The 24005-nt window shown below is 71.2% G+C and carries 16 protein-coding genes and 4 pseudogenes; 8 read left to right on the top strand and 12 right to left on the bottom strand.

The features are described from left to right. Positions 1-99 precede the first annotated feature (99 nt). Both fxsT and ACFWPI_RS36915 read right to left on the bottom strand, forming a co-directional pair. Positions 100-3750: an FxSxx-COOH system tetratricopeptide repeat protein gene (fxsT, locus tag ACFWPI_RS36920; RefSeq protein WP_380378925.1), complete on the bottom strand. Its 3651-nt coding sequence runs from the start codon at positions 3748-3750 to the stop codon at positions 100-102. Positions 3751-3794: 44 nt separating this feature from the next. Further along, positions 3795-4277: a hypothetical protein gene (locus ACFWPI_RS36915; RefSeq protein ID WP_380378926.1), complete on the bottom strand. Its 483-nt coding sequence runs from the start codon at positions 4275-4277 to the stop codon at positions 3795-3797. Positions 4278-4598: 321 nt separating this feature from the next. On the opposite strand from ACFWPI_RS36915, the gene ACFWPI_RS36910 reads away from it, so the two are divergent. Then, on the top strand, positions 4599-4793 hold the full coding sequence (locus ACFWPI_RS36910) for a hypothetical protein (RefSeq protein WP_380378927.1): 195 nt from the start codon (positions 4599-4601) through the stop codon (positions 4791-4793). A 315-nt stretch (positions 4794-5108) separates the two neighbouring features. On the opposite strand, the gene ACFWPI_RS36905 is transcribed toward ACFWPI_RS36910, so the two are convergent. Next, positions 5109-5549: a hypothetical protein gene (locus ACFWPI_RS36905; protein WP_380378929.1), complete on the bottom strand. Its 441-nt coding sequence runs from the start codon at positions 5547-5549 to the stop codon at positions 5109-5111. 1340 nt (positions 5550-6889) lie between these two features. Here ACFWPI_RS36905 and ACFWPI_RS36900 point away from each other — a divergent pair. After that, positions 6890-7468, top strand: coding sequence for a TetR/AcrR family transcriptional regulator (locus ACFWPI_RS36900; RefSeq protein WP_380378931.1), 579 nt, complete (start codon positions 6890-6892; stop codon positions 7466-7468). A gap of 657 nt (positions 7469-8125) precedes the next feature. Here ACFWPI_RS36900 and ACFWPI_RS36895 read toward each other — a convergent pair. Further along, a complete protein-coding gene (locus ACFWPI_RS36895) occupies positions 8126-9388 on the bottom strand; it encodes a beta-ketoacyl-[acyl-carrier-protein] synthase family protein (RefSeq protein ID WP_380378941.1) in 1263 nt (420 codons plus the stop codon). A 66-nt stretch (positions 9389-9454) separates the two neighbouring features. On the opposite strand from ACFWPI_RS36895, the gene ACFWPI_RS36890 reads away from it, so the two are divergent. Further along, on the top strand, positions 9455-10072 hold the full coding sequence (locus ACFWPI_RS36890; RefSeq protein ID WP_380378943.1) for a TetR/AcrR family transcriptional regulator C-terminal domain-containing protein: 618 nt from the start codon (positions 9455-9457) through the stop codon (positions 10070-10072). A 261-nt stretch (positions 10073-10333) separates the two neighbouring features. Here the strand turns inward: ACFWPI_RS36890 and ACFWPI_RS36885 are convergent. The 3 genes and pseudogenes from ACFWPI_RS36885 to ACFWPI_RS36875 all read right to left on the bottom strand — a co-directional run. After that, positions 10334-10702: pseudogene (locus ACFWPI_RS36885) on the bottom strand (DUF6980 family protein); the annotation flags it as partial. 102 nt (positions 10703-10804) lie between these two features. Next, entirely contained in the window at positions 10805-11188 is a 384-nt protein-coding gene (locus ACFWPI_RS36880; RefSeq protein ID WP_380378932.1) for an aminoglycoside phosphotransferase family protein, read from the bottom strand. 86 nt (positions 11189-11274) lie between these two features. Continuing rightward, positions 11275-11715: pseudogene (locus tag ACFWPI_RS36875) on the bottom strand (aminoglycoside phosphotransferase family protein); the annotation flags it as partial. 476 nt (positions 11716-12191) lie between these two features. Here ACFWPI_RS36875 and ACFWPI_RS36870 point away from each other — a divergent pair. Further along, positions 12192-12614: a hypothetical protein gene (locus tag ACFWPI_RS36870; RefSeq protein WP_380378947.1), complete on the top strand. Its 423-nt coding sequence runs from the start codon at positions 12192-12194 to the stop codon at positions 12612-12614. Positions 12615-12800: 186 nt separating this feature from the next. On the opposite strand, the pseudogene ACFWPI_RS36865 reads toward ACFWPI_RS36870, so the two are convergent. Next, positions 12801-12923 (bottom strand): annotated as a pseudogene (locus ACFWPI_RS36865) (helix-turn-helix domain-containing protein); the annotation flags it as partial. Between ACFWPI_RS36865 and ACFWPI_RS36860 the strand changes: the two are divergent. Continuing rightward, the gene (locus ACFWPI_RS36860) at positions 12895-13449 is read left to right on the top strand and encodes a replication-relaxation family protein (protein WP_380425315.1); all 555 of its coding nucleotides are present in this window, start codon (positions 12895-12897) and stop codon (positions 13447-13449) included. The pseudogene ACFWPI_RS36865 and the gene ACFWPI_RS36860 sit on opposite strands and share 29 nt — an antisense overlap. 299 nt (positions 13450-13748) lie before the next feature. On the opposite strand, the gene ACFWPI_RS36855 is transcribed toward ACFWPI_RS36860, so the two are convergent. After that, on the bottom strand, positions 13749-14186 hold the full coding sequence (locus ACFWPI_RS36855) for a hypothetical protein (protein ID WP_380378933.1): 438 nt from the start codon (positions 14184-14186) through the stop codon (positions 13749-13751). Positions 14187-15572: 1386 nt separating this feature from the next. Here ACFWPI_RS36855 and ACFWPI_RS36850 point away from each other — a divergent pair. Beyond that, complete coding sequence (locus ACFWPI_RS36850; protein WP_380378935.1) at positions 15573-20429, top strand: glycosyl hydrolase family 18 protein; 4857 nt, start codon at positions 15573-15575, stop codon at positions 20427-20429. A gap of 66 nt (positions 20430-20495) precedes the next feature. On the opposite strand, the pseudogene ACFWPI_RS36845 reads toward ACFWPI_RS36850, so the two are convergent. After that, positions 20496-20681: pseudogene (locus ACFWPI_RS36845) on the bottom strand (IS5/IS1182 family transposase); the annotation flags it as partial. A gap of 45 nt (positions 20682-20726) precedes the next feature. Beyond that, a complete protein-coding gene (locus ACFWPI_RS36840) occupies positions 20727-21050 on the bottom strand; it encodes a hypothetical protein (protein ID WP_380378937.1) in 324 nt (107 codons plus the stop codon). A 541-nt stretch (positions 21051-21591) separates the two neighbouring features. Between ACFWPI_RS36840 and ACFWPI_RS36835 the strand changes: the two genes are divergently transcribed. Next, positions 21592-22170 carry a hypothetical protein gene (locus ACFWPI_RS36835; RefSeq protein ID WP_380378939.1) on the top strand — a complete coding sequence of 193 codons (579 nt, stop codon included), beginning with the start codon at positions 21592-21594 and terminating at the stop codon, positions 22168-22170. Positions 22171-22728: 558 nt separating this feature from the next. Here the strand turns inward: ACFWPI_RS36835 and ACFWPI_RS36830 are convergent. Beyond that, positions 22729-23103 carry an ML domain-containing protein gene (locus ACFWPI_RS36830; RefSeq protein ID WP_380425312.1) on the bottom strand — a complete coding sequence of 125 codons (375 nt, stop codon included), beginning with the start codon at positions 23101-23103 and terminating at the stop codon, positions 22729-22731. A 629-nt stretch (positions 23104-23732) separates the two neighbouring features. Between ACFWPI_RS36830 and ACFWPI_RS36825 the strand changes: the two genes are divergently transcribed. Then, on the top strand, positions 23733-24005 hold a 273-nt coding region (locus ACFWPI_RS36825; RefSeq protein WP_380425309.1), incomplete at its 3' end, for a transposase.

The following is a 24005-nucleotide window of genomic DNA, read 5'->3' as shown; positions in this document are numbered from 1 at the left end:
CGCGCCGCGGGCGGGGGGGCCCGCTGCCCGGCACACGGTTGAACGCCGGGAAACCCCCCGTCTCTGTCTCCCGCCCCCCGGGGCCGGGGGCGCCGGGACTCAGACCGACTGGAGTTCGAGGTCGAGGTCGATCGCGCACCCGTCGCGGGCCGCCCGGGTGTCGGGATGGTCGGCGCCCAAGCGGCGGGTGAGGCCGTCGAGGGCGTGGGCGTGGTGTTCGGCGGCCTCGACCGGTCGGCCAAGGAGGCGTAGGGTGCGGGCGAGGTTGGCGGCACAGGCCAGTGTGTCCGGGTGCTGCGTGCCGTAGCGGGCACCCAGGTCGGCCAGGGCCTGTTGCAGGAGGGGCAGCGCCGTGCCATGGCGGCCGGTGTCGGTGTAGGCGTTGGCGAGGTTGATCACTGTCTTGAGGGTGAACGGATGCGTCGGGCCCACGGATCGGCCCAGCGCCTCCGCCGCCGCCTCGCCGCGCACGATGGCAGCCTCGGCGTCACCGCTGGTCCTCAGGTAGAGGGCGAGGTTGGCGGCGCAGGCGAGGGTGAACGGGTGGTCTGCGCCGAGCAGTCGCTCGTACGTGGCGTGGATCTGGATGGTCAGGTCTCGGGCGTGGCCGTGGTCGCTGGCGGCGCTGTGGTCTGCGGCCAGGTTGGCTGCGCAGATCAGAGCGTCCGGTGTGTCCCCGCCGTAGCGTTCCCGGTAGCGCTCGTAGGCGGTGGCGTTCTTCGTACGGGCCTCCTCTAGCCGGCCTGCCCGGCGCAGCGAGACGGCCAGCGAGGTGTCGTTGCGCAGCCTCTCCGGCAGGTCGGGGTCGAGGACTGCGGCGAGGCCGACGGTGACCTCGCTCAGCAGGGCGATCGAGGCCGGAAAGTAGCCGAGGTCGCGCAGGTCGCGGGCGAGGCAGTACTTCGTCGAGAGGGTGGCCGGGTGTCGCAGGCCCAGCACGGCCTCTCGTCGTTGCAGGGTCTCCTGGTCCAGGTCGCGGGCGGCCTGGCTGTCCCCGACCAGCCGGTAGTCGATCGCCAGGTTGTTGGCCATGGCCAGGGTGCGCGGGTTGTCGGCGCCGAAGAGTGTGGTGAGGCGGGCGTAGGTGTCGAGGTCGAGCGCGAGCGCGGGCTGGAAGCGGCCCAGGCCCCGTAGGTCGGCGGCCAGTGACCCGGCGGTCATCAGGGCGTCCGGGTGGTGTTCGCCGAGGGTGGTCCGCTGGCGTTCCAGGACGTCTTCGTCCAGCGTCAGCGCTTCGGTGTAACGTCCCAGTGAGCGACGGATGTTGGCGTGGTGGAAGCGCAGCCGCAGGTTCTGTGGGTCGTCCGGGCCGAGTTTGTCGGTCCATACCGGGATGAGGGTTTCGCTCAGGCGGTCGGCGCTGTGCAGTTCAGCGCGCTTCCACAGGTAGCGGACGCGGTCGATGAGCAGTTGCCGGGGCTGTGGGGCGTCGCATTGGTGGGTGGCGCAGGCGGTCAGGTGCGGCCAGATCTCCTCCAGCGCGGGCCAGCTGGCCGGATTGTCGATGTCGTGGTCGGCAGGGCGCGCGGCGGCCAGGATGAGGTGGACGTCGTGGGCGGCCCCGCGCTGCTCCTCTGCGGTCATTGTGCTGCGGATGACCGCCTGGACGAGCCGGTGCAGTTGGATGCCGGTGCTGTCGACCCGGGCGAGGGAGTAGCGTCCGATCTTCTTGATAGCTGCGCCGAGGTTGATCTGGGTGGCTGGTCCGTCGGCCCGCTCTCCGTAGAGCGCGTGGAGTATCTGCTCGTTGTCGTAGACGAGCCGGGTGGAGATGGGCTCGGGGGCGAAGAACGCGCACAGCTGCAGCAGGCGGGCGGCCGCGGGGGCCTCGGTGCGCAGCCGGGTGATCGAGACGTTCCAGGCGGCTGCCACCGTGGCGGGGTAGTCCACTGGTCGGCCCATTGAGAGTACCTGGGCGGCCGCTCTGCGTAGTTGGGCCAGGTAGGAGTCGACGGGCATGCCGGTGGCGTCCAGCCAGGCGGCGGCCACCTCGATCGCCAGGGGGAGGTCGCCGAGTTCGTGGGCCACCGCGTCGGCGTTCGGTTCGGTCAGGCCTGCGACGCGGCGGCGCAGGTGCTCGATGCTCTCGCGGCGGGTGAAGACGTCCACGGCGAGGGCCTCGGCCACCCGGTTCCACTCCGGGTTGCGGGAGGTGACCAGGATGTGGCCCGAGCCTCCCGGTAGGAACGGGAGGATCTCGGCGGGGTCGTCGGCGTTGTCGAAGATCAGCAGCCAGCGGGCGGCCGGGGTGCCCCGCCGCAGGGCGGTCAGGGCGGAGTTGGCGGCCTCGGCGACCGAGTCGCCGACCGGCAGGCCGAGTTCGCGTGCCAGGTCGGCGAGCGTGGGGCCGATCAGCTCGGGCTGTTCGGCGTCGATCCACCAGACCAGGTCGTACTCGGCTGCGAACCGGTGCGCGTACTCCAACGCGATCTGTGTCTTGCCGATCCCGCCGAGGCCGTAGAGGGTCTGGGAGCTGGGCAGGACGGCCGCCATTGCGCCGCCGAGCTGCCGGTGTAGGTGTTCCAGGACCGTGCTGCGGCCGGTGAACGACAGGTGGCGGGGCGGGGCCTTGAAGTGGGCCGGGCCTGTACCGGGGTAACGCAGGCCGGTGAGGTCGGGTGGTCGCGGTGCGCCGCCGAGTGCGGCGAACAGGGCGGCGGCGGCCTGTTCGGGGCGGTGGCCGGTCAGCTCGACGGTCGGGCCCGAGGGGTGGGAGGCCGGCGGCGACGCGGCGTCGATGCGTGCCGTCACCAGGGCGTGCTCGACGGGGTCGGCACAGCGCGGCGAGCGTAGGTAGGCGGTGGACAGCAGCACGATCGTGCGGTCCGCGTCGGCTTCCTCGCAAAGTGGGCCGAGTCCTGCCGCGGTCAGGACGGCCTCGATCCACCGGGCCCAGACCTCGTCCTCCGGGGCGTGACGTAGGGCGATGCCGGTGGCCGGGGCCGGTGGGGCGCACAGCGGGCAGGGCACGTGCCGGCGCAGCTGTACGGATCCGCGGTGCAGGCCGTACGGGTGTGGTGGCGGGCCGGAGCCGGCCTCGATCAGCTGGTCGGCGGCGGCGCACAGCTCGCCCGGTCGGCCGCCTGCCGCGTCGGCGGCTGCGGTCAGTTCGGACTCCGGGGCGCCGAGGTCGTGGACGGCGAGGCGGTCGGCCAGGTAGCCGACGGACTCCCACGTGGTGAAGTGGCGCACGGGGAGCGTCGCGCGCCGTTGGGTGCGCAGTTGCCGGTCCGTGCTGCGGGTGGTCACCACGAGTTCGCTGCTGGGGGCCGGGTCCGGCCACAGGTCATGGATGTCTCTGCGGTCGGCCAACGCGTCGAGGATCAGCAGCCACCGGCGGTTCGTGGTGTGCAGCCACGCGAGGAAGGCTGTTGCGGCGTCGGGTCCTTGGGCCAGCCCGAGGTGAGCGGCCGCCCGGGCGTAACTGTCCCGTACGGCGGTCCGGCTCGATGCGTCGGTCCACAGGAGCAGGTCCACGGTGCCTTCCCGCAGGGCGGACTGGGCGCGGTGGGCGGCGGCCTGGGTCTTGCCGGTGCCTTGCGGTCCGCTCAGTACCGTGGCGGTGCCCGTGCGCAGGGCGCGGTCGACGCAGGGGCGGTGGTGGTAGCAGTCCGCGACCGTGGGGACGGTGCCGATCTGCATCGGCCAGGTGAGGGCCGGTGGGGTGGTGGGACTGTGGACGTGGATGTCGCCGCGGACGCTCCCGGCCACCACGCCGCCGGAGTTGACGAGGTCGTGCTGGCTGCGCACGCCGGTTCGCGGACCGGCGGGGCCGTGCTCGGCTCCGGGGACGGTCAGCGCGGGTCCGTTCCCGGCGGGGTAGGGCGGTCGGGTGCGCCGATGGTGACCGAGCCGCTGAAGTCCCGGCCGATCGCGCCGCCCTGGTTGTCGATGTCCCGGCCGGCGGTGACTCCACTGTTGTCGGCGTGGACCTGGGGAGCGGGGTCGGCGGGGGCGGGGACCAGCAGGGCGCGCAGTTGCTCGGCGGCCTGGGTCTGTTCGGCCGGTTCCAGTCCTTCCAGGAAGTCGGCCAGCCGGGTCTGCCAGGTGTGTTCCTGTCGCTGTGCAAGGGCTGCCCGTTCCTGCGGGGCTGCGGCTTCCAGTTCCTGACTGGTCCGGTCGAGGCGTGCCTGGGCGAGGCGTTCGTCCTCGGTCCGCCCGCGGCCTAGCAGGCGGGCGATCCGTTCCCGGGTGGCCGTCCACACGTCCGTTCCGGCGGCCTGGACGATCCCGGTGCCCCCGGCCGCAGCCAGTGCGCTCAACGTCTCCGACAGCATTCCCGGCTACCCTCTATCCCTCGGTGGTGCTTCTTGCAGAACTGACCGACATTCAACTCCAATGGCTTCATCGAAAGAAGACCGCCGTCCCGCCGCCGTCCGCGCCGCGGCCGTGTCCCGGCGGGCAATCCGCTCACCGGCGTCTACCTGCGCGCGCTGTCCGAGCTGGACGAGCGCGGTGCCGACCTGCCGGATATCTTCGGCCTGCAGCATCGGATGCGACTGGTCGCAACCGGTGTTGGCGCAGGTCCGACCGGACGAGGAGCGGCTTCTCGTCCTATGTCACCTGCTCGCCCGCTACGCGATGAAGGCCGAGGTGATGTGGAGGCCGCCCGGCAGGGGCTGGGTGAGGAGCACCTGGCCGAGTCCGCCCGTCTGGAGGAGGCCGAGCGGCAGGCTGCCCACGCTGTCTGGGCCGACGGGTACTGGGCCGAGCTGTCCGGCGAGGACCTGGTCGCTGCCCGCGGCCGGCTTCAGCACATCGACGACGAGCCGGTCGCGGCTGGTGCGGCGTAGCAGCGACCCGGGCGGCCTTGGCGGAACTCGGTCCCTGCCCGCTGCCGCCCGGCTCAGTGCGGTGGCTGGGAGCGCTGTGCGTACAAGGCAGCCGCCATGCTGACGGTCCGCCAGGCCAGGTCCGTTCTCGTGTGCAGCTCGCGGGGAGAGCCTGTCAGGCGTAGGGATGTCAGGTCGCCGTCGGTGGCCTGGACCTCGCGCTTTAGCTGGGCGAGGGAACCTTTGAGGTCGCCGTGGGCAAGGGCGCGGTCCGCGGCGTCGACGTCCGGCCGGTCAGCCGGGCGGCGGCGTTGCTGCTTCCGGTGTCCGTACCTGTCAGCCCTTTCCGGGCAGTCTGCGCCACCGCCGGCAGAACTCCAGGGTCGCTTCGGCCAGCCGGTCCACGAGTGAGAACGGGAACAGCGAGACCGGGCCGGAGTAGGACCTCTCCGCTTCCGGGATGGTTCCGGGGTGCCACCGGAAGTACAGCCTGAGCTCGCCCGGAGTAGTGCCAACCGAGTCCAGGCGCAGCTGCCGGTCCGCCTCGTTCGTGAAGCGTGGCTTCGCCCAGTGCATGGACACCGTGGCGATCGGGGCCTCGCCCGCGGGGGTGCCTGTGAGGGCTATCGACCAGTTGGAGCCGTCCACCCGGTATGGGTAGTTGGCTGCCTGGTCAATGAGGTCGCCCAGGGTGGTCGCTGGGTCGACGGTGAAGTCCCAGTGGTGTGGTGGGTCGTCTCCCGGGTGCACGCTGTCGCGCGTCAGGATCACTCGCATGCCCGGCACGCTAGCCCGCCAGATCTATTATCGTCAATCTGACATAAATGCCCGGTCGGACCGCCTGCCGGACCTGGCCAGAGCAGGCGCCAACGCCAGTCCCGACCTGCCGGTCCGCAGTGCCGTTGGCGGCCGGTACTGTGCGCGGCGGTCCCGAGAAGACGGGCACGGCGACGGCACCGGCGCTCCCTCCCGCGGCTGCCAGCGGTCCCGGTCGGCAAGGGGGCCGCCGGGATGCGCGGCGCGGCGGCAGAGCCGCGACCGGCCGCCGAGGAGAACCCGGCCACCGCCGAACTGCTCACCACCGTCCCGGGCGGCCTGGCGCCGGTCGTAGGCGGCGCGGTTGTCCGGGTTGTCGAGCGCCTCGGTGAGGCAGTGCCGGCCGGGGCGGCCGTAGCGCCACCACACCGGCCCGAGCGGCCCGTGCTCGGCCAGCAACTCCAGCTGAACCTGGCCACCGCCCGGACGGCCCATCTACGGACGTACTCACCGGCCGCTGACCTGCGCCAACAGCCGGAACTCACCGGCCGGTGCCCGGAACTCACCAACGCCCCGGGCGAAACCCCCCAGCGCAGGTCAGCGGCCTACGCCGGGGTGAGACGGGGTTATGAGCCGTGCCGCTTCTGCTCGGCGGCCGCGACTTCGGCGGCGGCCCGCTCGCGCTCGGCATCGGTGCCGTCCTGTACGACGCGCGGAGCTCGGAATTCGGGATGCCGGCAGCGCCTGAGATGGCGGAGGCCGGCACCCCGGCTGTGAGGTCTCGGGGCGCCGGCCGCTTCAGTGTGCGCTCTCCAGACGTACGGACGTGTCGGTTGAGGTGGTTCGGCTTGTCCGCCAGCGGCCGATCCCCGTCCCGCCCGATGGACAGGCGGACGATCCGGCCGCCCGGTCCGGAGAGCGCAGCGCGCCGATGCTCAGCCGCCGCTGCGCGAGCACATGGCGAGGACGAAGAATGCGACGATCACGATGGCGATCCAGCCGAGGCACCCCAGCCCGTCCGGGTTGCCGGGCGCGATCTGCGAGGCACCGCCCGGCTCGAGGTGCGGGTGCCGCCTGGCTCGACGTGCGGGTGCCGCCTGGCGTAGTGATCGAGCAGGTCCTGCTCCGTCGTGGCCTCGGTGGTCCATTCGGTCTTGAATCCGCACTCACCACAGTGTCCGCGGAACTTGGCCATCGCTTTTTCCCCTTACTCCTTGCGTCTCACGTCGCGGCGGGCGTTTTTCTGCGGTCGTCACCGACCTTGATCCGCCGTGCGGCTTCCCTCCGGGAAGTCCACCACAGGCGCGGTACCCCGTCCGTGGTGATATAGTCAAGTCGCAGTCAGGAAAGGAAAATTGACGGTGAATCATGATCGACGGGACCTGCTGCGTGATACAGCCATCGATGTGCTGGCCGAGGCGGGCGGGCGCGGGCTGACACACCGGGCCGTCGACACGGCCGCCGGGGTGCCGTCGGGCACCACCAAGAACTACTTCCCCACGCGGGACGCCCTGCTGGGCGCGGTCGCCGAACGGTGCGCCGAGCAGTACCGCATGGTCGCCGAACACATCGCGGCCTCCGCTCCAGGGCCCAGCGACCGCGAGGGCCTGGTGGCCATGCTCGCAGGCCTGCTGGAGAACGTCGCCGGACCGGGCCGCCCCAGAATGCTCGCCTACCTCGAACTCCAGACCGAGGCCACCCGCCGCACCTGGCTGTCAGCGATCCTGGACCCGATCTCCGCCGCCGACTTCACCGCCTTCGAACACGCCCAGCGCGCGGCCGGCCTGCCCGTCACCCCGCAACGATCCGCCGCCGTCACCCTCGCCCTGCACGGCGCCATCCCACACCTGCTCGGCGCCGGCCCCGACACCCCGGCCGCCGCCGGCCTCGACAACCTGGACCGCTTCGTCCGCGGCCTGCTCGCCGCGGTCTACCCGTAGCACCCCGATCAGCGCCCCCGGCACCCCGCCGACACCGAGTTCCCCGGCACGCCGGGCAGGCGCCCGCGACCACCACGACCACCGGCTGGTCGGACCCGCCCCGGCACGTCGGCCACGCGGCGCCCGGCCGAGCAGGCCGGGGCAGTGGTGGATGGCAGGCCGGCGGCGCCGGGCCACAGCGGCGACCGGCCCTCCGGCCGTGCACGGCAGCGCGGCCTGCCGCCAGGCCGGATACCTCCAGCGCCGCTTCGACAGGGACCTGCCCGCCCCTGCGTGCCGAAAGCCCGCACCCTCCTGGCCGGCCTCGACGACGACGAACGGGCGCAACGGGCCCCGCGAGGCACGGGCGGCCCGGCGGTCACGGTGTCCGTCGGCGGCGGGCTCGTGGGCGTTGCGGGTGGCCGGCCACTTGTGGGCGTGGCGCATCTCCTCAACGTGTGTGACCGCGTCGGCCGGTGTCGTGCCCGGCTGAGGGTGTGGCGTCGAGCTTCGATCGGTCAACCCGGGTTCGCTGTGCGGCGGGTGCCGGTTCGCCCGCCTCGGCGCCGTTGCTCGGGAAGTCCCCATTTCCGCGGTGACGTGCGTGATCGGGCTGGTCTTGCCATGTTCGATCCATCGGTGGCGGCCTTCTGGGGACAGTGGCGCGTTTTACGTGGGTCACGGTGCCGTCGGGGCGGTGCGGGAGGTGTGGTGTTGTGCGCGGGTGACGATGAGTGAGACGTTCTGTCCGCCGAAGCCGAATGAGTTGCTGAGTACGGCCTTCTGGGGGGCGTCTCGTCGCGCTGTGGCGACATCGAGATCGATGTCGGGTGCGATGCCGGCTGCGGTGAGGTTGCGGGTCGGCGGGATGACGCCGTGTTCCACGCTGAGGACGGCGATGAGCGCCTCTATTGCGCCGGCCGCGCCGAAGAGGTGGCCGAGTGCCGCTTTGGGGGCAGTGACGGTGGCGCGACCGAAGACCTGTCTGATCGCGCGTGCCTCCGCGGTGTCGCCGGCCGGGGTTCCGGTGGCGTGGGCGTTGATGTGGCTGATCTGCTCGGGAGTCAAACCGGCTTGGGCGAGGGCCTTGCGCATGGCGGCGACCTGGCCGGAGCCGTCGGGGGCGGGCGCCGTGATGTGGTGGGCGTCGGCAGCGATGCCGGCTCCCGCGAGTACGGCGTGGACGTGTGCGCGCCGGCGGCCGGCATGCTCGGCGCTTTCGAGTACCAGGACGGCGGCGCCTTCGCTGAGGACGAATCCGCTGCGGTCCGCGGCGAAGGGGCGGGACGCTGAGGCGGGTTCGGCGGTGTAGCGCGACAGTGCTTGTGCCTGGGCGAAGCCGGCGACGGTGATCGGGGTGATCGCGGCCTCGGTCCCGCCCGCGATGACCACGTCCGCCTCGCCGGCACGGATGAGCCTGGCCCCCAGGGCGATCGCCTCGGCGCCGGAGGAACATGCCGAGACAGGCGTGTAGGCCCCGGCCCGTGCGCCGTATTCGATGCTGATCAGCGCCGCTGCCGCGTTGGGCATGAGCATCGGTACCGTGCGTGGCGAGACGCGCCGCGTCCCGGCCGTCTCCAGTACGTCGTCTTCCTTCAGCAGCGTCCGTACGCCCCCGATGCCCGTGCCGATCGCTGACGCGAGCCGGTGCGGGTCCACCTGCGGGGCGCCGGCGTCGGCCCAGGCTTCCGCCGCTGCGGTGAAGGCCGCCTGCTGTGAACGGTCGAGCCGCCTGGCCTGCGCCGGCGGCAGCGACTGGGCGGGGTCGATCGCCATCGTGCCTGCGGCGGTGTCGGGAAGGCCGGCGTCCTCGTGGCCGCGCAGGGCGCCGCCGCGGATGCCCGACCGGCCGGCGAGCAGGGCTTGCCAGGTGGACTCCACGTCTGCGCCCAGTGGTGTGATCGCGCCGAGTCCGGTGACGACGACTTCGGTCCTGTGCATGCCACTCAACCTTTCTTGTATGCGATACAAGCGAACGGGCCTAGTTGTATCACATACAATTCGGGTGTGGAGAAGAAGCGAACCGAAGCCCGACCAACGCCGGCCCGGTCGCGTGACCGCGGTCGCGCGACCAGACGCCAGCTGATCGAGGCGACTGCACGGCTCTGCAAGGAACGGCCCGGCGCCGAGATGAGCGTCGCGGAGATCGCGAACGCGGCAGGCGCCTTCCCCAACCAGGTCACCTACCACTTCGGCTCCAAGGACTCCCTGCTCGTGCACGCCGCCTTTCTCGGCCTGCTGCACGACGCCCGACGGATCGAGCGCATCGGCCGCCAAGCCCCCGATGCGGCGGCATTTCGGCGCAACATCGCCCGCGCCGTACTGGCCATGCCCTCGCTCCCACCGGTCGCACGGGCACTCGCCGCCGGGATCTCCAAACCCGAACTCGCCCCCGTCGTCGACCGGCACCTCCAGCTGCTGTTCCGGCAGTCCGAACGCTTCGTGAGCCAGCTCATCGACCGTCGCGGCTGGAAGGTCCGCCGACCGCTCGACGTGGAGGCCAGGACGTTCTGGAGCACCGCGCTCGGCGCAGTGCTGCTCGTCCGCGCCGGAGCACACGGCACCATCGCCGACCTCGACCTCGCCGGAGCACTGACCATCCACGACGAACCCGAACACGGCTAGGACGGTCGAACGGGCCTGCGGCGACGACGTACGCGGTTCCCGCGCGAAGGCGGACTCGTCGAGCGAAGGCGGCCCCGTCACGCGAAGGCGGCCCCGTCGCGGCCGGCATGTTCGCGGCCGACATGCTCGCCGTCGCCGACGAACCCCGTCGCGGCCGGAGCAAGGCGTCGAGAACCTGCTCGCCGGCAACAGCCAGGCCTGTTTCAGAAGTGGATCAACGGCTTCGTCCAGCCTGGCGTAGCGAAGCGAAGCGAGCCAGCCCCCGTCCTGGAACCCGGCAGGAGCCTCCTCCTCCCACGGGTCGATCCCGCGACGCTCCAGTTCGCCTAACCGGCGATCCCGCCGCGACTCGGGAAGACCCTGCCCGCACCAAGGGCAGAAGCCGACCACGATGCCCGATGCGCCAACGTCACGGATGATCAACCCGCACTCCTGGAACCCGGCACCGAACCGAATCAGTGCGTCCGGGCAGCCGAAGGGCCCGCCGTGCCGGCCGCCATACCAGTCCACCCGGCTCGCCACCGCCTCACAGCAGTCGGGACGGGCCGGGGCACGGGCAGGGCGGAGGCAGGGCGCGGGCGGCCGCCCGGTCCTCTTCTCACCCCGATCCGCCTGCGCAAACCACCGCACCCGGGCTCCCGCGGACCCGTCCGCCAGGCTTGCCGGTTCACGGCGCCCGGTCTCGACTGACGCTGACCGTTACCGTTCCGCGCGGCGAGGCGGGGGCGGGGGTCAGATGAGCACCTCCACGATCTGGGCGCAGCGCGCCGGGTCCTCGGTGAAGCCGGCGCGCAGGCCCCACATCCAGTACTCAGCGGCTCGCAGCAGTGCCCATTTGCGGGCGCGGTCGGGGTCGAGGTCCGCGGCGTCGGCCAGGGCGTCGGTGCACCACTGGACGCGGGAGGGGCCGAGTTCGTCGAACCGGCTCCACAGCAGGGGTGCGACCTGGTATTCGAGGACGCCGCGCACGATCAGCGGGTCGACGACGGACCAGTGCCCGTCCGGGGTGCGCAGAACCTGGTCGTAGTGGAGGTCGTTGTTGACCAGGACGGTGTAGTCGTCGTGGGACAGTTCCTCGGCCAGGTCCAGTGCGCGGTCGAGTGCGCGTCGGGGCATCGGGCGGCCGAGTTCTTCCCACTGGGCGGGGAGTTCCCGCCGGTGGCCCGCGGCGATGTCTGCGGTCGTGCGCAGGCCGTGGGTGGCTCGACGGCCAGCCGCCGCAGCAGCGTCCCGATCACGGGGACCGCCTGTGTCAGTGACACGTCCCGGAGCGGGCGGGTGTGGTCGAGGCGTTGCAGCAGCATGACGCCCGCCGCGGTGTCGGCGTCGAGCAGGCGGACCACGCCGTGCCCGTCCCACAGGCGCAGCGCGAGTACCTGTTCCTGCATCTGCCGGTCGGGCCACGTCACTTTCAGTGCCAGCGGCTCGCCGACCCGGCCGACCGGCACGACGAGGCTGTTGTAGCCGTGCATGGGCGGCCCGTCGGCCGTCAGGTCCCAGCGCTCGCACCATTGGGCGACGGTGTCCGGCAGGGCCGTCAGCCACCGGCGGCCCGCCTCGCCCTCGTGCTGCCAGCGGCCGAAGGCCCGAAGGGACTCGGGTACCTGCGTCAGGCGGTGTTGTTGCGGGCTCCCGGAAGTCACAGCGTCTCCATCCAACGTCTCCGTCACAGCCTGGTCCAGGCCTTGTCGCCGGGCCGTTCCTCGCCGATCCCGCGGCGCGGCGCGGCGCGGCGCGTCCGCAGGGGCGGTCGAGCCGACAGGAGATCCTACGCAGCGGCTCCCCGGATGCCCTTGCGTGTCCTGGCAGTTCACGGCGAGTGCCGGAGAACCCCGTACGGATTCAGGACGGGTACACCTGCGCAGAGGCACTGCGCCACCCGTAAGCCGTATCCACGACCTCACGGGACAGAACACCTGACACCGACCGTTCTGTGGCCCGGACGGGCGGCCGCCGGGAAGCACCCCCTGGCCGTCCCTGCCCCCCTACACCCGGGAAACAGTCCCCGACCATCCCACAGCCCGGGCGGGCAGCCGCCGGGCCGGGTTGTGCAACAGGTCGTCAACAGGTTTCCGTGAAACGGCCACGCGACCGTGGCCCGTGGGCGGATCATGTTCGGGTGCCGATCATCCCGAACCCGCCCCCGTCCCCGCCCGCCAGGCCCCCCTCCTGGGAAGACCGGCTGGAGACCTGGGTCGGGATATGCGCCGCCCGACTCTCCTTGTGGGGCCACGACTTCACCGACGGAGCATGGCCCGACACCGAAGACCTCGCCGTCCTCCTCGCCCGGACCGTGCACGAAGTCGCCGACATCCCCTCGATGCGGCCCGCCCACCACGCCCTGACCGCCGCACTCGCCCGCGTCCACGCCGCCGAACGCTGGCTCCGCCCCTACAACGCGGCCTCTCCCGCCATGGCCTGCCACCACCTGCACCAGGCCGCCGAACACCTCCACACCGCCCACCGCCACCTCACCGACACCGCACCCCAAGGCCGCCCCAGCCCACCACCCCGACGGGACCCCGCTTCCCCAAACCCCTGACCACACCCACAACCCGGCAACCCGCCGACGGACCGCCAGCCGACCACAACAGGACGACGGGACGACGGCGCGGCGGCGACGACAGCGCGGCGGCGACGAAGGCCGACAGGAGAACCCCGACAACAGGCGACGAGCCACGGGCGACGGCGGCGCCGAAGAAAGCAGCAGCCGAGACGACGTCACCCCCGAGGACAACGCGGTTCGCACCGTGTTCCGGGCTACCCCCAGCCGCCGCGCGATCTCCTTGATGGGCACACCCTCCGCCCGATGCAGGCGGCGTATCTCTGCCCAGTCCTCCACGTTCAACATCCTCCAAGCTTCCGGAGGGGGTCAACTTTCGGAGACTGCCTGGGGGTCAGTTTTCAGGAAGCAGCGACACCGCCCGGACGGCCTGCTCTACTACAGCCGCACCAGCGCGGACGACGCCCGGACCACCAACCTGGCGTTCGTCGAGGTCGACCGCGGCACCATGGGCGGACCCCGGCTGGCCGCCAAGCTGAACGCCTACGCCCGCTACTGGGCAACCGCGCCACTGCCGGCCGGAGTACGACCCGGCACCACCGAAGCCCAAGGCGGCGGCGTGCCACTGTGGGAACGCCGCTACCTCCACTTCCCCCGACTGCTGTTCGTCCTCACCGGCACCGGCCAGGCCGGCTTCGCCCACCGCGCCGACGACCTGGAGGCCATCGCCCGCACCCGCTACGTCGCCAAGATGCTGCGCACCGTCCCGGCCATGGTCGCCAAGCTGGAGGACCTGGAGGCCGAAGGCCCGGGCGCCGACGCCTGGTGGTCAATCACCGACCTCGAAGCCGGACCAGGCCCGTGGTGGAACTGACCGGCACCCGGCCCTGACCCGCGCCGCAGCCCCTGCCTTGATGCCCGTCCCGCCGGGGGCGGGCATCAAGGTATCCGGCCCGCGCCTGGACGGGCCGCCAGGGTGCAGTAGCGGGCAACACGGCACCGGCCGAGCCGGGCGCAGCGGGACGGCCTGGCGGCCGACCAGGACGGCGGCCAGGACCCAGCAGCAGAGCGCGGCAGCGGGCGACGCGGGTGGGCGGCGGCGGGCCGCCGAGGCCGGCGGACCGGCACAGCCCGGTGCAACACGCTCTCCTACTGCACCGCGGGGCGTCGCCCTCAGTCGTGGATCTCCCACGCCCTCTGCGGGAACCAGTGAGGGAGGTCGTCGAGGGCCTCGATGGGAAAGAACACCGGCCGGGTGAGCAGGCGGTCGTACGCCCGCTGGACGTTGACCACCACGCCCAGGAGGTCCGATCGGGGCACGCCCAGGCTCATGTACGACAGCTCGGCATCGCGTTCCTCCATCCACTGTCCCACCACGGAGGGAGTCCGGCCCACGAACGCGGTGCCCTCGACGGTGACCTGCGGTCCGCGCAGGGCGTCGACTGCGATGCCGGACAGCCGCTCGTCCTGGTAGTACAGGTGCAGGCCGAACTCCCGGTACACGCCCTCACCGACCCTCCAGGTGTCGTCTCCCAGTCCGCCGGTCCATGTCCGGTGCTCGACCTCCTCGGTGACACCAAGCAGAGCCTGCGTCACCTCGTCAGCGCTCATACCGAAACGCAACGGCCCCACCGCCGTGAACGGCTCCAACACCCACTGCACACGCTCCTCGTCCGGCCGAACACGCCACCACTCCTCAAACATGATCAACATCCTGTCCTCCACCACTGACACGGAGACAAGCAGGGCACCCCCGGAATGCGGCCCAGGACAACCGGCACCCGGCAGCCGGCGGCACCGGCAGATCCGCTACCCGAGCAGCGCCCGCGGCACCGCCGGGCACCCTGTCCCACCCACCTGTCGCGCCCCCACCACACACAGGGAATCAGGCGCATCCACCCACGTCACAACACACGACAGCACCCCACATGACAGGGCGGCGCGACAGCAGGCGCGACAGCCCCCACCCACCCTCCTGGACGGCGCCGGGACGGTCTCCCGGACCACCACCAGAACAGCCCCCGAGGCGGCCTGACGGCCACCCAGCCGCCCGACCGGAACGCGACCGGGACGTCGGCGCAGCACTCACCAGATCCAGTGAGTCGTCAGCGGCGCCGAGGGCGCCGACGCAGCGGCGGGATCACCTTCGCGCCAGGCCCGTCGGCGTCAGCCTCCAGGTCAGCCGGAAGTTCGGCGGGCACCGGGTCGGAAAGGACCTCCGGACGGGGCTTCGCGTGGCGAGGCGGTCCGACCAACTGCGGGCACACCTCCCGATCGCCGCAGCTACCGCAGGTGCAGACCCGCGGCGCCTTCTCACCCTGCGGGCGTCGATGCCGCCCCGAGCCCGACTCCATGACATTCCAGGCCATGCCCTGCCCAACGACCCACCCACCCCACCGGCACGGCCCGGCCGGGGCGCCGGCACAGCGGACACGGACCGCGAGCACGACAACGAGGCGCGGCCTGGCCGGCAGCTATCCGCCGTCAGACACGGCGGCGAGGGCGCAGCCCGGCCCCACCAAACCGAACACCCGACCCCCACCACCACCCCCGCACCAACAATCCAGACCCGAATTCAGAGCACCACCAGCAGCCAATCCTTCAAAACAGCCATACAGAATACCCGGCGAAATTCACACCCGAATAAAGCCCCACACCACCCCGACCATCCAGCGAGCGGGCCGACAGAGCCCTCGACCCCACCCACCACCACACACAGTCACCAAACCCCACCCCGAACACCCACCCCGCCACCACCCCAACAGACACAACCAAAGGTCCAGACAACCTGGCAAGAGAGGCCATCCCACGCCCACATCGGCCAACAGGTCACACCCGGCGGCCGGGCACAGAAAAGGTGCCCGCCACCAGCCGGCGAGCGGCGCCGGGCCGCCCGGCGTTGACGGGCCATCAACTTTTCGTATACGAGCCCGCCTTACGCTCCGCGCATCAGTACCCGCCCGGCGCACCGCCGGGACCGACGATTGCGAGAAGCCCGTGCAGACCTTAGCCCTCCCGGCCAGGCCCCCAGCGGGGCGCTGGCCGGCCCGCCTGCTGGCCACGGCGCTGGCCGCGCTGCTGGTGCTCGGCACCCTGAGCTGGCTGGCGCCGCCGGCCGGCGCGTGGAGCAACTACAGCACCCGCTACCGGCAGATCATCAACGAGATCCGCGCCAACACCAGCGCGCCGCTGCGGGAGAACGTCCGGGCGCTGACCCGCGCCGACGGCTACTACCTCCAGGAGATCGGCGGGCTGGGGCGCACCAGCGAATCGGTCATGCTGATCCTCAGTCGGGAGAACCTCTACATCCGAGGGTTCCTGGTCCCCGACCGCCGGAACGCGCCGCGGCTGATCCTGTTCGGCGGGCTCCCGGACGTCGCCGACATCCGGAATGACCTCAACATCACCGACGGTGCCGATGTCGAGATCATGCACTTCGGCGACGCCTACCGGGACATGACGGGGGAGGCGAACCGGGGGCTGCCCACCGACGCCCCGAGCCGGACCACGCTGGAGGGGCTGACCATCACCCAGGACACGATGCGGAACGCCATCCGCGACGTGCTCACCCGGCCCGCCGACAACGACGACGCGGCCCGCCGCACCCGGGCCCAGAACATGATGAGGATCACGGTCGCCCTCGCCGAGGGCGCCCGGATCGCCGACGTGGCCGGCGTGAACGCCAACGGCGGCGGGGACACCGAACGGGGCCTGTTCGGCGCGTTCGCCAACAGCATCTTCACCAACCGGACGTGGACGGTCGGGACCGCCAACCAAAGGCTGATCCAGGGCGGTTGGAACGAGGCCACCGACGACGCCTGGGGCTGGACCCGGGACGCCACCTACCAGCCGCCGGCCTCCCACCGGTTCACCAACTGGCTGGGGATCTCCGCCGCCTTCGCCGTGCTCGGCGGGCGCTGCGCCGGCGGCGGTGGCAGCGGCGGCCGGGCCGCACTGGCGGCCGACACCTGCCCGGCGGTCGCACCGGTGGACGCCGCGACCAGCGTGGGCGCCAGCGAGGCGTACCTCTTCCACGGCCCGTTCAACGCCCGGATCAGGTACCAGATCGGCGGCTCGGGGGACGCCTTCACCGAGGGCCCGCAGTCGATCTACGAGAGCTGGCCGCTGCTGCGCGGCACCTCGTTCGCGATGGGCGTGGACTCGGCGCTGTACCGGTCCACCTCGGCCGGCGGGGAGATGTACTTCACCAAGGGCTCGATCGCGATCCGGCTCGACGACATCCGGATGGACGACAAGAACGCGGGCCGGATGGCCGTCAGCGGCTCGATCTGCGGCGTGTTCGGGCTCTGCGAGGCGCCCTTCGCCTCGGGCATCGACTCCATGGTGTCGGCCGAGCGGGACACCCTGTACGTCTTCTCGGGCGGCAAGTACGCGCGGCTGCGGCTGTCCTCCGAAGGCCGCTGGCAGACCATGTACATCAAGGAGGTCGCCACCGAGTGGCCGGTGCTCAAGGACACCCCGTTCGTGAGCAAGATCGACGCGGTGTTCAGCCAGGCCGCGGGCGGGACCTCTGGGCCGGGCGTCAAGAACCGCCTGATGATGTTCTCCGGTGACCGCTACGTCCGGCTGATCGCCCAGGTCAACGGCACCGACGACAAGATCGAGAACGGCCCGATGAGCGTCTGCGAGGGCTGGCCGCTGCTCTGCGGCACGATGTTCGACGCCGCCGAGCGGGTGCGCAGGTCCAGCCGGGAAGGCGGGCTGCCGCCCGACGTCGACCAGATGCCGACCGACCCGCTGAGCGATCCGAACTACCTCTTCGGCTGGGCGATCGACGGCGGCCAGGTGCGGAACAAGGCCAACGGCAAGTGCCTCGACGTGGACACCCGCGACCGCGACGGCAGGGCCGACGGCGGACGCGTCCAGCAGTGGGGCTGCGGGGGCAGCGTCAACCAGCGCTGGCAGGGCGGCAACGCGTCCGGCGACGGTTCGACCACCCTGGTCAGCGCGCACAGCGGCAAGTGCCTGGACCTGGACGTGCGCACCAACGCCGTCCAGCAGTGGGCCTGCGGCGGCGGGGCCAACCAGTCCTGGCAGCGCGACGGCGACCTGCTGCGCAACAAGCAGACCGGCACCTGTCTGGTCAGCACCGGGCCCGACGACGGCCGCGGGCTGGGCGTGGCCCCCTGCCCGGGGTCCACCCAGGGACAGGACCCCACCGGGGCCGGCGACCCGGTCGACCCCTCGGACGGCAACGACACCGGCGGCCCGCGCCCGGCCCGCCCGTCCGCGCAGGCCGAGTGCCGCCCGGACGGCATGGCCGTCACCCCGGGCACCGACACCCGCTACTGCGACGTCTACCAGGGCGACGGCCGCGAGTGGCTCGGCCAGGACCGCAGCCGCCGGGTGGTCGGCTACTTCACCGGCTGGCGCACCGGCCAGGACGGCTCACCCCGGTACCTGGTGAAGAACATCCCGTGGAACAAGGTCACCCACGTCAACTACGCCTTCGCGAAGGTCGGCACGGACAACCGGATCTCGGTCGGCGACGAGGCCGTCAAGACGACCTGGCCGGGCGTGCCCGGCGCAGAGATGGACCCCAGCCTGCCCTACCAGGGCCACTTCAACCTGCTCACCCGCTACAAGCGCCAGCACCCGCGGGTCAAGACCCTGATCTCGGTGGGCGGCTGGGCGGAGACCTCCGGCTTCTACGCGATGGCCACCAACGCGGACGGCAGCGTCAACCAGGCCGGCATCGACACCTTCGCCGGCTCGGTCGTCGACTTCCTCGCCACGTACGGCTTCGACGGCGTCGACGTCGACTACGAGTACCCGACCGCGCTGCCCGACGCCGGCAACCCGAAGGACTGGTCCACCGCCAACCCGCGCCGCAAGGGCCTGGGCGCCGGCTACAACGCGCTGATGAAGACCCTGCGGGAGAAGCTCGACCGCTCCGGCCACTACTACCTGCTCACCTCCGCCGGCTCCTCCTCCGGCTACCTGGTGCGCGGCCAGGAGAACCAGCCCGCCCTCCAGTACCAGGACTTCGTCAACGTGATGTCCTACGACCTGCACGGCTCGTGGAACTACTTCGTCGGCCCGCAGGCCCCGCTCTACGACGGCGGCGACGACGCCGAGCTCGACGTAGCGAGCGTCTACGCCGCGCCGGAGTACCGCAGGACCGGCTACTTCAACACCGACTGGGCGTACCACTACTACCGCGGCGCGCTCCAGCCCGGCCGGATCAACCTCGGCATCCCCTACTACACCCGCGGCTGGAAGGACGTCCAGGGCGGCACCGACGGCCTGTGGGGCTCCTCCGTCCGGCCCGACCAGGCCAACTGCCCGCCGGGCACCGGCGGCAAGGGCGGCCGGGTGGCCTGCGGCAGCGGCGCGGTCGGCATCGACAACCTCTGGCACGACACCGAGGGCGGCCAGGAGGTCCCGGCCGGCTCCAACCCGCTCTGGCACGCCAAGAACCTCCAGGACGGCCGCCAGCCCGGCTACCTGGGCGGCTACGGCCTCACCCCCGGCAGCGACCCGGACGACCGGCTCACCGGCGGCTACGCCCGCAAGTGGAGCGACCAGCTCAAGTCGAGCTGGCTGTGGAACGCCGACAAGAAGGTCTTCCTGTCCACCGAGGACGAGCAGTCGGTGGCCGCCAAGACCCAGTACGTCCTCGACAAGGGCATCGGCGGCGTCATGCTCTGGGAGCTGGCCGGCGACTACGCCCAACGCCCCGGCGGCGAGTACGGCATGGGCTACACCCTGACCAGCCAGATCGACCAGGCGCTGCGCGGCAAGCCCGCCTACGGCAACACCCGCGCCAACCGGCCGCTGCCCGCCCAGGCCGTGGACGTGAAGGTCGAACTGGCCGACTTCCCGGGCGACCTCAAGGACATGTGGCCGATCCAGCCCAAGCTGCGGATCACCAACAACACCCCGGTGGCGCTCGGCGCGGGCACCGAGGTCTCCTTCGACATCCCGACCTCCACCCCGGCCCTGCTCAAGGACGAGGGGTGGAAGGAGATGCCCGGGGTCGAACCCGGCCACACCGGCCCCAACGCGGGCGGGCTCACCGGGGACTTCCACCGGGTGACGGTCAAACTCGGCTACTGCGAGGACATCCCGCCCGGCACCAGCCGGGACGTCGGGATCAAGTACTACCTGCCGATCACCGGCCCCGCCAACGTGATCGTCCGGATCAACGGGAAGGACTACGGCTCGACCGGCGACCTGCGGCGCGCCACCGGCACCGTCACCCCGCCCGCCCCGGCCGCCGCCACCGTCTGCCAGGCCGAGGACTGGCAGCGCGGCAAGGCCTACAGCCCCACCGGCGGGCGCCTCTGGGCGGCCTGGGACAAGGGCGCGCAGGGCTGGCAGTTCGAGTACCAGGGCCTGCTGATCGACCACAACCCGGACCAGTCCCGGGTCCACCTGGTGGAGCCGATCGCAACCAACCCCAACCAGTACTGGCGGGTCGAGGACGCGGGCGGCGGCTGGTCCAGGATCACCAACGGCGGCCGCTGCCTGAACGCCGTCGAACAGCGCAAGGACCTCTCCACCGGCCCCTGCACCGGCGGTGACGGCCAGAAGTGGCGGTTCGTCCCGGTCGACCCCGCCTCCGGCACCGAGGGCGCCCCGGTCGGCAAACCCGTGCACGGCAAGGCGTTCAAGCTCCGCTCGGCGAACGGCCTCGACGCCGAGGCCGCGAACGGCAGCACCACCCGGCTGACGCACGTCTGGGCGGGCGACCCGGCCGGCTCCTCCTCGGCGGCGTACGCGGCCTGGAAGGGCTCCTACTGGTACGCGCAGTGGTGGACCCAGGCCGAACCCGGCACCGCGGAGGCCAACGGCAGTTCCCCGTGGCGCAAGCTCGGCCGCAAGCCGTAGCACCCGTCGTCACGAACCCACCGCGCCCTGGCACGCTCGGACTCTGTTGGTTAATCCGGTGTCTCGTTACCTCGCCCCGCCGAGCTGCTTTTGCTCGGCGGGGCGAGGCCGTGCGAAGTGGCCGGTGCGAGTTCGGGCCTGTGGTGTGTCGGTGAGGTGGGCTTCGATGCGGGCGAGGTTGATCGCGGCGCCGGTGAGCTGGTGCTGGAGGCCGGTCTTGGGCAGGCCCCGATAGCGGGATCTGCGCAGGCCGGGCGGGCGCCGGTGCCTCGCCAGCTCTGGACGTGGGTCGGAGAGTCAGGCGTGCACTCCGGCCGCCGCCCATGCGGTGGTGATCCGGCGGTAGGCGTTGACGACGGCCTCGTCCCGCGCCTGGTCCAGGACGACGGCGGTGGCCACCACCTGGATGTCCGGCAGGTCGAGCATCAGTACCGACACCGTCTTCTCCAGGTCCGCGGTGAACCGCTCCACCGTGCGCGGCGGGGTGAACAGCTCGTTGCCCAGGTCCTCCAGGAGCTCGCGCACCGCGTCCGTGTCCGGGTCGCCGGCCACCGTGCGGCGCAGCACCAGCAGGACGTCCCAGAGGGCTTCCAGTTTCCAGGCGGGCAGCGCGTACAGCACGACCTGGCCCGCACAGCCGTCGTCGGGAACGGCGGTGGAGTGCCAGCCAGAGAAGATCCTTCGGCAACGACCTGACCATCCCCCAGCTCCTGATCGCCTCCTCGTCCTCCAACAGCAGCAAGGGCGACAGCGGCCCCGACCAGTGGAAGCCCAAGAACACCGCCTTCTGGTGCACCTACGCCGAGGACTACACCCACGTGAAGTACGTGTGGCAGCTCACCACCACGACCGCCGAGGTCAACGCCCTCAGCAGCATGCTCGACACCTGCTCCTGACCCACGCCACCGTGCCCCGGGCCCATGCCCGGGGCACGGCACACCAACAACGAGCAGACGCAGCCAGACGAAGCCGCAGGCAGGCGGAGGTGCCAGCGAGGCGTCTGTGGGCGGCGTCGGTGGTCTGTCGGGCCTGGTGGGCCTGGTGGGCCTGGTGGGCCTGGTGGGCCTGGTGGGCCTGGTGGGCCAGCATCCGCGAGGAACGATCCTGTATCAATGTGCTGGAACTGCTGAAGCCATGGCCCGGGTTCTCCCAGCCTGGCTGCATGGACTCCGCCATCATCACGCCCGTTCTGTCCGCCGCTGCCGCCACGATCAGCGGTATCGGTGCGGCGCTGCTGACGTCTGGCCGGACGCTGAAGCTGGAGCAACGGCGCCAGCAAGCTGACCGCGACCGGGAGACCCTCACCGCCCGGCGCGATTCCTACGCCGCTGTGCTGCGGGCGGGGACTCTTGTCGTGAACCGCTGGTGGGAGGTGGTCGACCTCGTTGGCGTCGCTCCGCGCGACCGGGACCGGGCGGCGGTGCGGGATGCCTATGTGCGGGTCCTGGCGAGTTGGGACGAGTACAGCGTGGCCTTGCAGGTTGCCCGTATGAACTGGCCGCCTGATGATCTCGGTGCCTTGGACGACGTCAGTTCGGTGATGGAGGAGTTCGACCGCTCTGGCAACGTGCTCTACGCCTCGGCGGGAAGCGGGCGCGTCGTCGATCGGGACCTTGAGCTGTTCCGTGCTGCTCTTGGGCGCTGGCGGCTGGCGATACGGGAGTTCGGCCAGCACGCGGGCTCGATCGTCAACGCACCCGACCCCAGGAGGCCACGCCGCCGCTGGCCCGCTCGGCGCTGAACGGACCGTCGGCCTCACGTCACACGATCGGCTCGCTCCCCGGCGCATCTTGCCTGCCGAAGGAGCGCTACTGGGCGACCATCGTCTGCTGCACCAGGCGGTGGTCGCCCAGGCCACTCACACTCGGTGCTTGGCCGGGTAGAGCTTGGCGTGGAGCACTCGGTCCTCCCGCCACGGATCATCCGGAGCGGAGACCAGGGCGGCCACCTGCTCGCGCTTGGTCGGGGCGGGCAGCACCAACGTCTCCCGGCCGCTGGCACACTGCGGGCACTCCAACCGGTCCGGACCGGCCTCCTCGTGTTCTCTGCCATCGGTTCTTGAGCGATTGACAGCGAAGGTTGACCAACGTGGTTTTCTGCCGCTGAAGATTGATCGCCCCAGCTCAGCGCCCTTCCCAGGCGGCTCCCAGGGGTGCTCGGCTCGGGCGGCCCCGCTGACGGCTGGCGCCGCCACCCAGTGAGGAAGCCCGTCGCGCTGCGCAGCTGGCAACGACCACACCAGACCCGAGTAGCGGTCGGTGCGGTCTGGGGCGGCGTTGCCGCCCCAGACCGGGGTGCGTCAGGTTGAGAGGGAGAAGCTGATGGTGATGCGGGCGATCTCGTTGTTCTTCTGGTCGGTGAACGTCAGGGTCCCCGTGTACTTGCCCTTGGGTGCATCGGTGGGAATGTAGAACGTGACCGGCGGGACGTAGGGGCCCACCACGGCTGCGGAGAGAGCTGACGCCTCGTTCACCAGGGATACCATCCCGAACTTGATCACGGTCTGGACTGAGCCGCTGGCGATGGGACCGGTGAGCGTGCCGGTTGGGGTCACGGTGAGGGCCTGTCCTCTGACCGGCTCCTGCGGGTCGAAGGACACGCTGGAGACCTTGAAGTTGTCACTTGAGGTCCCCGTGTTGTTCCAGGTGACGCTACCGGTTGAAGGGGTGGTCATATGGTGCTCCGCTTCCGGGAGGTGAACATCTCTCCTGACGCAAACAACGTACTGGGGCAACAGCCCCCGGGCCCGTCAGCCAAGGAAGACTGCAGAGATTGCTGGCGCCAGCCGTCAGCGGGGCCGTCCGAGCCGAGCCCCTCTGGAGCCGCCTGGGAAGGGCGCTGAGCTGGGGCGATCAATCTTCAGCGGCAGAAAACCACGTTGGTCAACCTTCGCTGTCAATCGCTCAAGAACCGATGGCAGAGAACAGTTCGGGTGGTGGCTCTGCTGCGGGTGCCGGCTGTCCCGTCTCGGTCGATCTGGCCCTTGTCTCAGATGATCTGGACCAATTCGCTCGACGTCTCAGATGATCTTGTAGAGCCAGGTGCCCGGCTCTCTGGTCTCGCTCGCAGCCTGACTATGGTGGCGGTCGTGGAGACCTCCGACTCGCCCTTGGCGATACGTGCATGCTGGCTCTCGTGGATCGCGGTCCATGGCGCCAACCAGGCCGATCTTGTCGCGCAACTTGGCCTCAGAGGGTGTTCGATAGGGGATTCCCCCCAACTGTCCGGCTTTGGCTCTTGCGGCATGGACTCGGTTCCAGGATCTCGTAGCGGCAGGGCCCGTGTCCGCGATATTCATCAAACGTGACGGAACGACGCAGGTATCCCTCGGACCTGAAGGACGATCAGTGGGAGCTCATCGAGCCTGTGCTGGTGGAGTGGCGACGAACCCGCGCCGAAGGGCGTGAGCCCACGACAGCGCTGCGTGAGGTGGTGAACGCGATCCTCTACGTCGCACGCACCGGCATCGCCTGGCGCTACTTGCCGCACGACTTCCCGCCCCACACCACCGTCTACGGCTACTTCAAGGAGTGGGAACGCGACGGCACCACCGAGCGGATCCACGACACGCTCCGT

The sequence above is a fragment of the Kitasatospora sp. NPDC058492 genome, assembly GCF_042720685.1.
Taxonomy (GTDB): Bacteria; Actinomycetota; Actinomycetes; order Streptomycetales; family Streptomycetaceae; genus Kitasatospora.
Note: the sequence above shows the minus strand (reverse complement) of the source record. Positions and strands in the feature narration are given on the sequence as shown.

What these genes read in the sequence shown, in the direction of transcription:
- ACFWPI_RS36905 (WP_380378929.1), bottom strand. Translation starts at nt 5,549, where the DNA reads ATGCGAGTGATCCTGACGCGCGACAGCGTGCACCCGGGAGACGACCCA.
- ACFWPI_RS36915 (WP_380378926.1), bottom strand. Translation starts at nt 4,277, where the DNA reads ATGCTGTCGGAGACGTTGAGCGCACTGGCTGCGGCCGGGGGCACCGGG.
- ACFWPI_RS36835 (WP_380378939.1), top strand. Translation starts at nt 21,592, where the DNA reads ATGGACTCCGCCATCATCACGCCCGTTCTGTCCGCCGCTGCCGCCACG.
- ACFWPI_RS36855 (WP_380378933.1), bottom strand. Translation starts at nt 14,186, where the DNA reads ATGAGCGCTGACGAGGTGACGCAGGCTCTGCTTGGTGTCACCGAGGAG.
- ACFWPI_RS36895 (WP_380378941.1), bottom strand. Translation starts at nt 9,388, where the DNA reads ATGCACAGGACCGAAGTCGTCGTCACCGGACTCGGCGCGATCACACCA.
- ACFWPI_RS36830 (WP_380425312.1), bottom strand. Translation starts at nt 23,103, where the DNA reads ATGACCACCCCTTCAACCGGTAGCGTCACCTGGAACAACACGGGGACC.
- ACFWPI_RS36880 (WP_380378932.1), bottom strand. Translation starts at nt 11,188, where the DNA reads ATGCCCCGACGCGCACTCGACCGCGCACTGGACCTGGCCGAGGAACTG.